The organism is Kitasatospora sp. NPDC058965, from assembly GCF_042741245.1.
Lineage (GTDB): Bacteria > Actinomycetota > Actinomycetes > Streptomycetales > Streptomycetaceae > Kitasatospora.
Genome location: NZ_JBHYKG010000017.1, coordinates 1 through 12806, shown reverse-complemented (window position 1 = coordinate 12806; position 12806 = coordinate 1). Strand labels below are relative to the sequence as shown.

12 protein-coding genes and 2 rRNA genes are annotated in these 12806 nt (G+C 70.3%); 3 read left to right on the top strand and 11 right to left on the bottom strand.

Annotated features, from left to right (window positions below; genetic code table 11):
- Positions 1-168: 168 nt before the first annotated feature.
- The gene (locus ACFW1A_RS05250; protein WP_380404430.1) at positions 169-381 is read left to right on the top strand and encodes a hypothetical protein; all 213 of its coding nucleotides are present in this window, start codon (positions 169-171) and stop codon (positions 379-381) included.
- On the opposite strand, the gene ACFW1A_RS05245 is transcribed toward ACFW1A_RS05250, so the two are convergent.
- Positions 359-718, bottom strand: a complete 360-nt coding sequence (locus ACFW1A_RS05245) for a metal-sensitive transcriptional regulator (protein WP_380404428.1) — start codon at positions 716-718, stop codon at positions 359-361. The two genes, ACFW1A_RS05250 and ACFW1A_RS05245, sit on opposite strands and share 23 nt — an antisense overlap.
- A 341-nt stretch (positions 719-1059) precedes the next feature.
- On the opposite strand from ACFW1A_RS05245, the gene ACFW1A_RS05240 reads away from it, so the two are divergent.
- Complete coding sequence (locus tag ACFW1A_RS05240; protein WP_380404425.1) at positions 1060-1680, top strand: DUF47 domain-containing protein; 621 nt, start codon at positions 1060-1062, stop codon at positions 1678-1680.
- Between the two features lie 5 nt (positions 1681-1685).
- The gene (locus ACFW1A_RS05235) at positions 1686-2681 is read left to right on the top strand and encodes an anion permease (RefSeq protein ID WP_380404422.1); all 996 of its coding nucleotides are present in this window, start codon (positions 1686-1688) and stop codon (positions 2679-2681) included.
- A gap of 115 nt (positions 2682-2796) precedes the next feature.
- Here ACFW1A_RS05235 and pstB read toward each other — a convergent pair whose 3' ends face one another.
- The 10 genes from pstB to ACFW1A_RS05185 form a co-directional block, all read right to left on the bottom strand.
- Complete coding sequence (pstB, locus tag ACFW1A_RS05230) at positions 2797-3573, bottom strand: phosphate ABC transporter ATP-binding protein PstB (protein WP_380404419.1); 777 nt, start codon at positions 3571-3573, stop codon at positions 2797-2799.
- Positions 3574-3616: 43 nt separating this feature from the next.
- Positions 3617-4693: a phosphate ABC transporter permease PstA gene (pstA, locus tag ACFW1A_RS05225; RefSeq protein ID WP_380404417.1), complete on the bottom strand. Its 1077-nt coding sequence runs from the start codon at positions 4691-4693 to the stop codon at positions 3617-3619.
- On the bottom strand, positions 4690-5709 hold the full coding sequence (gene pstC, locus ACFW1A_RS05220; RefSeq protein ID WP_380404414.1) for a phosphate ABC transporter permease subunit PstC: 1020 nt from the start codon (positions 5707-5709) through the stop codon (positions 4690-4692). Before pstC ends, pstA begins: the two co-directional genes overlap by 4 nt.
- Positions 5710-5871: 162 nt before the next feature.
- Positions 5872-7020 (bottom strand): phosphate ABC transporter substrate-binding protein PstS, encoded by a 1149-nt coding sequence (pstS, locus tag ACFW1A_RS05215; RefSeq protein WP_380404411.1) that lies wholly within the window; start codon positions 7018-7020, stop codon positions 5872-5874.
- Between the two features lie 252 nt (positions 7021-7272).
- Positions 7273-7692 (bottom strand): NUDIX hydrolase, encoded by a 420-nt coding sequence (locus ACFW1A_RS05210; protein WP_380404543.1) that lies wholly within the window; start codon positions 7690-7692, stop codon positions 7273-7275.
- A gap of 210 nt (positions 7693-7902) precedes the next feature.
- Positions 7903-9015 (bottom strand): CHAD domain-containing protein, encoded by a 1113-nt coding sequence (locus ACFW1A_RS05205; protein WP_380404408.1) that lies wholly within the window; start codon positions 9013-9015, stop codon positions 7903-7905.
- A 77-nt stretch (positions 9016-9092) separates the two neighbouring features.
- Positions 9093-11321 carry an RNA degradosome polyphosphate kinase gene (locus tag ACFW1A_RS05200; protein ID WP_380404540.1) on the bottom strand — a complete coding sequence of 743 codons (2229 nt, stop codon included), beginning with the start codon at positions 11319-11321 and terminating at the stop codon, positions 9093-9095.
- A gap of 155 nt (positions 11322-11476) precedes the next feature.
- Positions 11477-12421 (bottom strand): mycothiol synthase, encoded by a 945-nt coding sequence (gene mshD, locus ACFW1A_RS05195; RefSeq protein ID WP_380404405.1) that lies wholly within the window; start codon positions 12419-12421, stop codon positions 11477-11479.
- Positions 12422-12512: 91 nt separating this feature from the next.
- Positions 12513-12629: ribosomal RNA gene (gene rrf / locus ACFW1A_RS05190) — 5S ribosomal RNA — on the bottom strand.
- Positions 12630-12713: 84 nt separating this feature from the next.
- Positions 12714-12806, bottom strand: a 23S ribosomal RNA gene (locus tag ACFW1A_RS05185); the annotation flags it as partial.

Here is a 12806-nt window from a genome sequence, read left to right as displayed (position 1 = left end):
CTCGTCATGTCCCTGACGGAGAGTCACCCGTCTGTGCGGGCAGAGATGGCCCGTCCGTGCCATGGGGTGCCGGCCCGGCACTCTCTAGGCTGGGAACCGGGTGGCCGGCACCCCGGGGAGCGGACGCTGAAGGGGTGGTGCAGGGTGTCGTCCTCCGCCGACAGGACAGTGGACCGCACGACCGACTCCCCCCTCGGCCCCGACAGTGCCGCGCTGGACGAGATCGAGCTCACCGGCGAGCTGATGATCGCCGCCACCGACTCCCCCGGCGACCGGCTGCCGACCGCCCGGATCGACGAGGTGCTGCTCAGCCAGGAGCGGCCCGAGCCGCCGGCCGGACAGGCCGGCGGGGAGCCGGTCAGCTCCGCAGCAGGCGACTGATCGCGGCCATCGCCTCGGCCACCTTCTCGTCCATCGCCTCGCCGCCCTCGTTGACCGCGTCCGCGACGCAGTGCTTGATGTGCTCCTCCAGCAGCGAGAGCGCGAAGGACTGCAGGGCCTTGGTGGTGGCGGAGACCTGGGTCAGGATGTCGATGCAGTAGACGTCCTCCTCGACCATCCGCTGCAGGCCGCGCGCCTGACCCTCGATCCGGCGCAGCCGCTTGAGGTGGTCGGCCTTGTGCGAGCTGTAGCCGTGCGGCCCGTGGTGGGCCGGTGCGGGCGCCTGCTCGCGGCCCTCCCGGCCCTCCTGGCTGCTGGTCGTCCCCGTGGTGGTCATCGGCCTGCCCCGCTCTCCTGGTCGCCCCGGCCGCCGCGCTGTCGGGTCAGGGCGCCGGTCCCCCCAGTGTCCCGCACGGCGGGCCGGCGCCGTGGTTCCCCCGTCCGGGGGCTGATCCGGATCACGCTGTGCAGGAGGGGGGCGTTCGGGCCGAACGTCCGTCAGACTTGAGCTCTACGCCCGTCACATCGGCGCACGGCGACCAACGTGTCTGGCCAACTTGCCTTTGGAAGAGGAGGATCCCGTTCCTTCTGTGCCGAAGACGTGCCACCCCGTTTGAACAATCCTGACGCGGAACACCTAGCATCGTTCAGTCCGTCCCCCGCTCATCGGAGATTTCCGTGCGTTTTAGCCTGACCCCGAAGGAGACGAGCTTCTACGACATGTTCGCCGCGGCCGGGGAGAACCTGGTCGTCGGGTCGAAGCTCCTGTTGGAACTGCTGGGCTCGGACGTGTCAGGCCGCGCGGAGATCGTCGAGCGCATGCGCGCCGCCGAACACGCCGGTGACGACACCACCCACGCGATCTTCCACCAGCTCAACTCCTCCTTCATCACCCCGTTCGACCGCGAGGACATCTACACCCTGGCCTCCTCGCTCGACGACATCATGGACTTCATGGAGGAGGCCGTCGACCTGGTCGTCCTCTACGACATCCAGTCGCTGCCCACCGGCGTGGAGCAGCAGATCGAGGTGCTGGCCCGGGCCGCCGAGCTGACCGCCGAGGCGATGTCCAACCTGCGCAGCATGGCCCACCTCAACGAGTACTGGATCGAGGTCAACCGGCTGGAGAACCAGGCCGACCAGATCCACCGCAAGCTGCTGGCCCACCTGTTCAGCGGCCAGTACGAGACCCTCGAGGTGCTCAAGCTGAAGCAGGTGGTGGACGTGCTGGAGGAGGCCGCGGACGCGTTCGAGCACGTCGCCAACACGGTGGAGACCATCGCCGTCAAGGAGTCCTGACCAGCGTGGACACGGCAGCACTCATCGTCGTCATCGGCGTGGCCTTCTTCTTCACCTACACCAACGGCTTCCACGACTCGGCGAACGCGATCGCCACCTCGGTCTCCACCCGCGCGCTGACCCCGCGGGCCGCGCTGGCGATGGCCGCGGTGATGAACCTGGCCGGCGCCTTCCTGGGCAGCGGGGTGGCACAGACCGTCTCCAAGGGCCTGATCGAGACCCCGCACGGCAGCCAGGGGATGACGATCCTGTTCGGCGGCCTGGTCGGCGCGATCGTCTGGAACCTGACCACCTGGTACTTCGGCCTGCCGTCCTCCTCCTCGCACGCGCTCTTCGGCGGCCTGGTCGGCGCCGCGCTGGCGGGCGGCACCGGGGTGATCTGGCACGGCGTGGTGGACAAGGTCATCATCCCGATGATCCTCTCCCCGATCGTCGGCCTGCTGGCCGGCTACCTGGTGATGCTGGGGATCCTGTGGCTCTTCCGGCGGGCCAACCCGCACCGGGCCAAGCGCAACTTCCGGGTCGCGCAGACCGCTTCGGCGGCCGCGATGGCCCTGGCGCACGGCCTGCAGGACGCCCAGAAGACCATGGGTGTGGTGGTGATGGCGCTGGTCATCTCCGGCCACCAGACCGGCAACTCGATCCCGATCTGGGTGAAGGTCTCGTGCGCCGCCATGCTGTCGCTGGGCACCTACGCCGGTGGCTGGCGGATCATGCGGACCCTGGGCCGCAAGATCATCGAGTTGGACCCGCCGCAGGGCTTCGCCGCCGAGTCCACCGCCGCGACGATCATGTACATCACGTCGTACGTCTACAAGGCGCCGATCTCCACCACCCACGTGATCACCTCGGCGATCATGGGAGTGGGGGCCACCAAGCGGGTCCGCGCGGTGCGCTGGGGCGTGGCCAAGAACATCGTGCTCGGCTGGTTCATCACGATGCCGGCGGCCGGCCTGGTGGCCGCGGCCGTCTACGGGGTCACCTGGGCGATCGTGGGCTGACGCCGCGGCAGAACGATCAGGGCCCGCCCTCGCGTCCCGAGGGCGGGCCCTTTCTCATGCCCTGCGGCGGCACCGCCATGCAGCACCGAAGGGCAGCCTGTGGTGCTGCCGGCGTTTAGCCGAAGCGGCCCGAGATGTAGTCCTCGGTCGCCTGCACCGACGGGTTGGAGAAGATCCGCTGGGTGTCGTCCAGCTCGATCAGCTTGCCCGGCTGGCCGACGCCGGCCAGGTTGAAGAAGGCGGTGCGGTCGCTGACGCGGGCCGCCTGCTGCATGTTGTGGGTCACGATGACGATGGTGAACCGCTCCTTGAGCTCACCGATCAGGTCCTCGATCGCCAGCGTGGAGATCGGGTCCAGCGCCGAGCAGGGCTCGTCCATCAGCAGCACCTGCGGCTCGACCGCGATCGCGCGGGCGATGCAGAGCCGCTGCTGCTGGCCGCCGGACAGGCCGGCCCCGGGCTTGTTCAGCCGGTCCTTGACCTCGTTCCACAGGTTCGCGCCCTTGAGCGAGGACTCCACCACGCCGTCCAGCACGGACTTCTTCTTCACGCCCGCCAGCTTCAGACCGGCCACCACGTTCTCGTAGATGGACATGGTCGGGAACGGGTTGGGGCGCTGGAAGACCATGCCGACGGTGCGGCGCACCGCCACCGGGTCCACGTTGGCGCCGTACAGGTTCTCGTCGTCCAGCATCACCTTGCCCTCGACACGGGCGTTGGGGATGACCTCGTGCATCCGGTTGAGGGTGCGCAGGAAGGTGGACTTGCCGCAGCCGGACGGGCCGATGAACGCGGTCACCGAGCGGGGCTCCACCGTCATCGAGATGTCCTCGATGGCCTTGGTGCCACCGTAGTAGGCCGACAGTCCGCTGACGTCGATGCGCTTAGCCATGATCTTTCTTCTTCTCTCGTCTGTTCGTACGTCAGTCGGACGCTCAGTGTCCGGTCTTGGGCGAGCGCCAGCGGGCGATCCCACGGGCGATCAGGTTGAGCCCCATCACCACGGCGATCAGCACCAGCGCGGCACCCCAGGCACGGGCGTAGCTGTACTGGTTGTTGTAGCCGTACTGCTGCCAGATGTAGACCGGGAGATTCATCTGCGGCCCGTTGAACGGGTCGGTGTTGATCGAGTCGGAGACGAACACCAGCATCAGCACCGGCGCGGTCTCACCGGTGATCCGGGCGACCGCCAGCATCACACCGGTGGTGATGCCGCCGATCGCGGTGGGGATCACGATCCGCAGAATGGTCTTCCACTTCGGCACGCCGAGGGCGAAGGCCGCCTCGCGCAGCTCGTTCGGGACGAGCTTGAGCATCTCCTCGGTGGAGCGCACCACGACCGGCATCATCAGGATGGCCAGCGCCAGGCTGCCCGAGAAGCCGGAGTAGTCGAAGCCCAGGGCCAGGTTCCAGACGGACAGGATGAACAGACCGGCGACGATCGACGGGATGCCCGTCATCACGTCGACGAAGAAGGTGACCGCCGCGGCGAGTCGGCCGCGGCCGTACTCCACCAGGTAGACGGCGGTCAGCAGACCGATCGGAGCGGCGATCAGGGTGGCCAGGCCGACCTGCTGCAGGGTGCCGACCAGCGCGTGGTAGATGCCGCCGCCGGGACCGGCGGAGAGCACCCCGCGCATGGAGTGGTTCAGGAAGTTGGCGTCCACCACGCCGTTGCCCTGCTGGACCGTGTAGACCAGCAGCGAGACCAGCGGCGTCACGGCGAGCACGAACGCGGTCCACACCAGCGAGGTGAAGAAGCGGTCCTTGGCCTGGCGGTGGCCCTCCACCTTGGCGGCCACGCCGTAGCTGATCGAGACGAAGAGCAGCGCGGCGATCAGGCCCCACTGCAGGTGGCTGGAGAGCCCGGCGCCGGCGCCGATCGCGCAGGCGAGCGCGAGCGACAGGACGGCGATCCCGGCCGGTGCCCAGCGGGGCAGGCGGGCGGCCGTCAGCGGACGGCGCAGCTGCGGAGCCGGCGAGCGGTCCGCGGTAGAGGTCGCGGTGGTCACGAGTTCGCCCCCGAGTACTCCTTGCGGCGGGCGATGATCATCCGAGCCGCACCGTTTACCAGCAGCGTGATCACGAACAGCACCAGGCCGGAGGCCATCAGCGCGTCCTTGCCGAGCGAGCCGGCCTCACCGAACTTCAGCGCGATGTTCTGCGCGAACGTGCCACCACCCGCGTCCAGCAGGTGCAGCGAGAGCACGTTGCTGGCGGAGAGGACGGTGGCGACCGCGATGGTCTCGCCGAGCGCGCGGCCCAGGCCCAGCATCGAGGCCGAGATGATGCCCGGGCGGCCGAACGGCAGCACCGCGGTGCGGATCATCTCCCAGCGGGTCGCGCCGAGCGCGAGCGCCGCCTCCTCGTGCATCCGCGGCACCTGGCGGAACACCTCGCGGCTGACCGCGGTGATGATCGGCAGCACCATGATGGCCAGCAGGATGCCGACCGTGAACAGGCTGCGCGCCGGGGCGCCCGGGTGGCTGACCTTGAAGATGTAGGTCCAGCCCAGGTAGTCGTTGAGCCAGCTGTTCAGCCCGCCCAGGTGCGGCACCAGGAAGAGCGCGCCCCACAGGCCGTAGATGATGCTGGGCACCGCCGCCAGCAGGTCCACCAGGTAGGCGAACGGCTGGGCGATCCGGCGCGGCGCGTAGTGCGAGATGAACAGCGCGATCCCGATCGCGACCGGCACCGCGATGACCATCGCGATGGCGGCGGAGACCAGGGTCCCGAAGACCAGGACGGCGATGCCGAAGCTGGGCTTCTGGATGTTGTCCGGGTCCCACTCGAAGGTGGTCAGGAAGCTGGTCGTGTCCTTGTTGATCGCGATGCTGCTGCGGTAGATCAGGAAGCCCGCGATGGCGGCCATGATGACCAGCAGCAGGATGCCGGACCCGGCCGAGGCCCCGCGGAAAAGGCTGTCACCCCGGCGGCTGTTCCCCTGCAGGGAGCTGCGGCGCCTGGGTGAGGTGGTGGCGGACGCTTCGGTGGTGTCCCTGGGAGCGCCAGGGGGCGAGGAAGTCATGAGGTTCTACTCCGGTCTGGCGGTGCTGCCCCTGGCTAGGGCGGCACCATGGCGGCGGTGCCCCGGACGAGTGGTGTGGTGGAGCGGTCGGTGCGAGGACCGGCCGGCGATCCCGTCCCCCCCGGAGCGGGACCGCCGGCCGAAGTGCGCTGGGCGCTGGGATCAGGCCAGGGTGCCGATGACGGTCTTCACCTTGTCGGAGACCTCCTTGGGCAGCGGAACGTAGCCCTTGTCACCGATGGCCTGCTGGCCGGCGTCGCTGATGGCGTAGTTCAGGAACGCCTTCAGGGTGTCCAGCGTCTCGGGCTTGTTGCCCTTGTCGCAGACGATCTCGTAGGTGACCAGGACGATCGGGTAGGCACCCTCGCCCTTGGTCGCGTAGTCCAGGCTCAGCGCCAGGTCGTTCGGGTTGCTGGCGCCGGCCGACTTCGCGGTCGCGATGGTGGTGGCGGCGTTGGCGGCGGTCGCGTCGACCGGCTTGCTGGCACCGGTGGCGATCGAGGCGGTCTTCAGGCTGTTCTGCTGCGCGTAGGACAGCTCGGCGTAGCCGATCGAGTTCGGGACCGACTTGACCTGCGCGGAGACGCCCGCGGACTGCGCGGCCGACTGGCCGCCCTTGCCGGCCCAGGTCTTGCTGGCCGGGTAGGTCCACGCACCGTTGGAGGCCTTGGCCAGGTACGCGGTCAGGTTCTGGGTGGTGCCCGAGTCGTCCGAGCGGTGGAAGGCCTGGATGTCGGCGGCCGGCAGGGTGACACCCGGGTTCAGGGTGGCGATGGCCGGGTCGTTCCACTTGGTGATCTGCGAGTCGAAGATCTTCGCGATGGTCGGACCGTCGAGCACCAGGTGGTCGACACCCTGGACGTTGAAGATGATCGAGACGAGGCCGCCGACCATCGGCAGGTCGATGCCCTGGCCACCGCCGGTGCAGACCGCCTTCGAGGCGTCGACCTCGGTGGACTTCAGCGCCGCGTCGGAACCGGCGAAGGTGACCTTGCCCTGGTTGAACTGCTGGACACCGGCGCCCGAGCCGCCACCGCTGTAGTTCAGGGTGCTGCCGGAGCAGGCGGCGCCGAAGGCGGCCTTCCAGACATCGATGGCGGTGCTCTGGGCGGTGGAACCGGCGGCGAGCAGCGGGGCCTGCTTGTCGGCGCACTTGATCGCGGCGGCCGGAGCGGCGCTGCCGCTCGTACCGCCGGTGGTGGTCGACGTGTTGTTGTTGTCCGAGCCGCAGGCCGCGAGCGACAGCGAGCTGACGAGCGCCACGGCACCAATCGCGAGGGCCTTGGAGCGGCCGTTCCGCTGGAGCTTCACAGGGGTGTCCCTTTCTTCGGCACAGTCCACCGAGGCCCTGCTCAGATGCGCGGGCCTGGCGGACGAGCTGTGGTCCGGGGCCTCTCCGGCCCTCCGGTGAGACCGAAGTTAGGCGCGACAGGTGACGCATCAGCCGGTCGCAAATGAACGGAGAGTGAACCTCGAACGGATGCCAGGAAACACGGGCCGGTAGTCACGGTTGCATCACGGCAAGGGTTCGGCCAAGACACGCTGTCAGGTGACGACAGTCGGTCAAACAGGCGAACGGCCCAACTGCTCCAGCAACGCGTCGATCAGCAGCCGGTCGCGGTCGTGGGTCAGCTTGGCCCGGGCCTTGGCCGGCTTCAGCCACTTCATCCGGTCCACCTCCCGGTTCGCCCGGAACTCTCCGCTCACCGGCACCGCGGACCAGTAGCGCACCTCTTTGGGCCGCCCCTGGGCCAGGTAGTGCTGGGCCGGCAGCGGCGCGATCAGGCGGCAGACCAGGCCGGTCTCCTCCTCCACCTCGCGCAGCGCCGCCTGCCACGGCGTCTCCCCCGCCTGCAGTTTGCCCTTGGGCAGGCTCCAGTCGTCGTACTTGGGGCGGTGGATCAGCGCGATCCGCGGCTTGCGCACGGTGCCGTCGCGCCGCGGCTCGCCCGGGACCCAGAGCACCGCGCCGGCCGCCAGCACGGTCCGCTCCCCCGCCGCCGCCCGCCCGCTCGACCGGTGCCCGCCGTGCCCGGACGCGGCGCGCCCCGACCGGCCGGGACCGGCCCACAGGCCCTGGCGCTTCGCCTCGCGCAGCTGCTTGCGCACCAACTGGCCGGACCTGTCCGTCCCCCGGTCCGGGCCGGCCGCCATCTTGGGGCTCGTCCGCCGTTCCTGGTGCTGCTCAGCCATTCATGCCGTCCGGGGTGCTGGGGGCCCCTCCCAGCCGTCCGGGGCGAGGGAGAGGGAGGGCCATCGGCTGCCGAAGGCGTACCGCGCCGCCTCGACCTCCAACCGCTGATCAGCATGCACCACACCCAGCACGTACGCCGTCGCGGGGGTGATCCGCGGGGTCCGCGCCGCGGTGGCCGCCGTCACCGCCGCGTCCGCCGCCTCCTGGTGCCGGTCCAGCACCAGGTCCAACTCGTCCAGCTCCGGGTCCGTCCGGCCGGACACCTCCCCCGCGTACCGGGCCCGCTTCAGCAGGACCCGCACCCGGTGCCACGGCGCGTCGTCCGCCGCCAGCGCGTTGTCCGCACTCTCCGGAGCGCCCGGCGCCGCCGCCCGGCCCTGGGCCGGCACCTGGGCGCCGGTCGCGGCCAGCCGGTGCAAGGCGTCCCCCTGGTACGCGGTGGCCGCCCGCCGCAGCGGCAGCGCCTGCACCGCCACGGACAGCGCGTCCACCGCCCGCGCGGCCTGCGGCAGCAGCACCTCGCCGGCCGTCCCCGCGGCCGCCGCCAGCAGCGGCGCCTCGCCCACCAGCAGGGTCATCCGGTCCGCCAGCGCGTGCAGCCGGGCCGACCGGAGCTCCTGCAGCACCGTGCTGTGCGCCCGGGTCCGCGCCAGGGTCAGCTGCCGGTCCAGCAGCGCCCGGGCCTTCGGCGCCCCCTGGTGGCCGGCCAGCATCCCCGGACCGCCGGTCTCGCCGGCCGACCCGGTCGCACTGAGCGTGTCCAGCGCGGCCAGCAGCCGGGCCGAGCGGCGGGCGTAGGCGGGCTCCTGCGCCAGCAGGGTGAGCAGCCAGCGCAGCTCGGCCCGGAACTCCTCGGCCCACCCGGGCTCGAACAGGGCACCGAAGGTGTGCACCGCACCGCCGATCCGCCGCACCGTCCGCAGCAGCTCGCCGGTGCCCGCGGTGCCCCCGGGCGCGTTGACCGAGGGCACCGCCCCCGGGCGGGCACCGGCCTCCCCCACCGCCTGCGGCAGGGCGCGCAGGAACCGGCCCGCCTGCTCGGTCAGGTACCGGGACAGGACCTCCCCGGCGGTCGCGGTGGACGCCGGGGCCGTCATGGGCGCGTCAGTCATGTCGTGGGTTCTCCCCGTTCCCCCGTGGTCGGCCGATCCCCCGTGGACGGACCTCAACCGGGGCAGGTGACGGATGGTCAGAGCGAGCCGGCCGTGCTCCGGCGGCGCTGGCGCGAGTCGATGAGCAGTTCCTGGATGTCCCGCAGGCGGTGGCCCTCGGCGTCCTGGCTGCGCCTGGTCCAGGTCCCGTCGGGCCCCAGGAGCCAGGACGCGGTGTCGTCCGCCATCCCCAGGTCCAGCAGCCCGGACAGCTCCGCCCGGTGTGCCGGGTCCGCCACCCGCACCAGGGCCTCGATCCGCCGGTCCAGGTTACGGTGCATCATATCCGCGCTGCCGAACCAGACTTCGGGATCTCCACCGTGACCGAAGACGAAGATCCGGGAGTGCTCCAGGAACCGGCCCAGCACCGAGCGCACCCGGATGTTCTCACTCAGCCCGGCCACTCCGGGCCGGATCGCGCAGATTCCCCGCACCCAGACGTCCACCGGCACGCCGGCCCGGGACGCCCGGTACAGCGCGTCGATCACGGCCTCGTCGACGATCGAGTTGACCTTGAGCTTCACGTAGGCCGGCAGACCCGCCTGGTGGTTGGCCACCTCGTTCTGGATCCGCGAGATCAACCCGTCCCGCAGACCGCGCGGGGCGGTCAGCAGCCGCCGGTAGGACTCCCGGCGCGAGTACCCGGAGAGCCGGTTGAACAGGTCCGACAGGTCCGCACCGACCTGCGGGTCCGCGGTGAGCAGGCCCAGGTCCTCGTACAGCCGGGCCGTCTTGGGGTGGTAGTTGCCGGTGCCCACGTGCGCGTAGCGGCGCAGCGTGTCGCCCTCCTGGCGGACCACCAGCGAGAGCTTGCAGTGGGTCTTCAGCCCGACCAGGCCGTAGACCACGTGGCAGCCGGCCTCCTCCAGCTTGCGGGCCCACTTGATGTTGGCCTGCTCGTCGAACCGGGCCTTGATCTCGACCAGCACCAGCACCTGCTTGCCGGACTCGGCGGCGTCGATCAGCGCGTCCACGATCGGCGAGTCACCAGAGGTGCGGTACAGGGTCTGCTTGATCGCCAGCACGTGCGGGTCGGCCGCGGCCTGCTCCAGGAAGGCCTGCACCGAGGTGGAGAAGCTGTCGTACGGGTGGTGCAGCAGCACGTCCCGCTCGCGCATCGCGGCGAAGATGTCCGGCAGCGTCGCCGACTCCACGTCGGTCAGCCCGCGCGCCGTCCCCGCCACGAACTTGGGGTACTTCAGCTCCGGCCGGTCCAGGTCGGCGATGCCGAACAGCCCGGTCAGGTCCAGCGGACCGGGCAGCGCGAAGACCTCGGCCTGGCTGATGTTCAGCTCCCGCACCAGCAGGTCCAGGATGTACGGGTCGATCGACTCCTCGACCTCCAGGCGCACCGGCGGCCCGAACCGGCGCCGCATCAGCTCCTTCTCCAGCGCCTTGAGGATGTTCTCGGTGTCGTCCTCCTCCACCTCGAGGTCCTCGTTGCGGGTGACCCGGAAGGCGTGGTGGGCGAGCACCTCCATCCCGGGGAACAGCTCCTCCAGGTGCGCACCCATCACGTCCTCCAGCGGGACGTAGCGCTGCGGGGAGGCCTCCAGGAAGCGGGGGAGCAACTGCGGAACCTTCACCCGGGCGAAGTGCTTGTGCCCGGAGACCGGGTTGCGCACCACCACCGCCAGGTTCAGGCTCAGGCCCGATATGTACGGGAAGGGGTGGGCCGGGTCGACCGCCAGCGGGGTCAGCACCGGGAAGATCTGCTGCCGGAACAGGGTGTGCAGCCGGGCCTGCTCCTTGTCGGTCAGCTCGGCCCAGCGCACCACCTCGACGCCCTCGGCGGCCAGGTCGGGCAGCACCTCGTGCTGGAACGCCGCCGCGTGACGGGCCATCAGCTCGCGCGATCTGGTCCAGATCTGGTCCAGCACCTCGCGCGGCTGCAGGCCGGAGGCGCTGCGCTGGGCGACCCCGGTGGCGATCCGGCGCTTCAGACCGGCCACCCGCACCATGAAGAACTCGTCCAGGTTGCTGGCGAAGATCGCCAGGAACTTGGCCCGCTCCAGCAGCGGCACCTGGGGATCCTCGGCGAGCTCCAGCACCCGCTCGTTGAACGCCAGCCAGCTGCGTTCACGATCCAGGAACCGCCCCTGCGGGAGCTCCTCCGCCTCGCCTTCCGGAAGCTTGTCCAGCGACAGACCGAGCGCGTTGGTCATGCTCATGGGTTCCTGCTCCTTGGCCCTGAGGTCCGTGTGCTCGCCCTCTCCGGCACCCGCCGACCGCTGCGGATAGGGCCATCCGCCCGGGGCGGCCGTTATCCGATCAGACCCGGCCAGGTGGTCCAAGCTGCGGGAGCGAGACACTACGGTCGTCATCCTGTGATCTTCGCGGCGTCAATTGAATCCACGGTAAACACCGCATGGCCAGGAGGAAAGCTGAGGCGGTCGGCCCCGGATGCGGAGCGGGCGACCGTTCAGCCGGTCCTGACCTGGTACATCAGGTCCACCTCGTGGATGGCGAATCCCACTCGTTCATATACCCGAATGGCCGCCGGATTGTCGGCATCGACATAGAGCAGGACCGTTTCCAGGCCGCGGGCCTGCGCCAGATGGCGCAAGCCCACCGCGGTGAGGGCCCGGCCCAGCCCGTTGCCCTGCTCGGCCGGGTCGACGCCCACCACGTAGACCTCGCCGAGGGCCGGCTCGGTCACGGTGGCGGGGTGGACCTTGGTCCAGTGGAAGCCGACCAGCCGCTCGGCCCCCTCCGGGCCGGTCGGGTCGGGACGGGTGGCCAGGAAGAAGCCCGCCGGGTCGAACCAGGGCTCGACCAACCGGTCCGCCAGGTCCCCGGCGGTCCAGGAACCCTGCTCGGGGTGGTGGGCGAAGGCCCGGGCGTTCAACTGCAACCAGGCCTTGTCGTCCTGGCCCGGGCGGAAGGTCCGCAGTGTCACGCCGGACGGCAGCGGCTCGACGCCCGGCGCCGGGGCCGTGCGGCGCATCTGACGCAGCTCGCGGACCAACCGGGCACCGTACTCCTCCGCCAGGCGGGCCGCGCCCGGGTGGCCCCCGTGGGCCCAGAAGTCCACGGTCCGCCGCGGGCCGGCCGCCGCCAGCACCGCGTCCAGCAGTTGCCGCCCCCGGCCCTGCCGGCGCAGGTCGGGGTGGACGGCGAGCTCGACCGTGGCGGTCGGCTCCGCGGCGAGGCCCTCGGGAGCCTCCACCTGGGCGTAACCCGCGGGGCTGGAGCCGGCGAGCTGCACCAGGTGACGGATGCCCGGCCGGGGTGCGTCGACGCGCAGCCGCAGCCGGCCGGCCTCGGAGACGGCCTCCCGACCGTCGGCGGTGGCCGCAGCGGTGAGCACGGCACGGGCGGCGTCGAGGTCCTCGGCGGTGAGCGAATCGGTGGTGTGGATGGCCATGTGTGCGACCTTACGCCGTGTCAGGTGCACCGGCCCGGAAACGCGAAGAAGCCCCCTTTCCCGAAGGAAAGGAGGCTTCTCCTGAATGATTGTTCGGCGGCGTCCTACTCTCCCACAGGGTCCCCCCTGCAGTACCATCGGCGCTGTAAGGCTTAGCTTCCGGGTTCGGAATGTAACCGGGCGTTTCCCTCACGCTATGACCACCGAAACACTATGAAACTGTCAACCGCACCCACCCGAACCTGACGGTGGGGGTCGTTGTTTCAGAACAACACAGTGGACGCGAGCAACTGAGGACAAGCCCTCGGCCTATTAGTACCGGTCAGCTCCACCCATTACTGGGCTTCCACATCCGGCCTATCAACCCAGTCGTCTACTGGGAGCC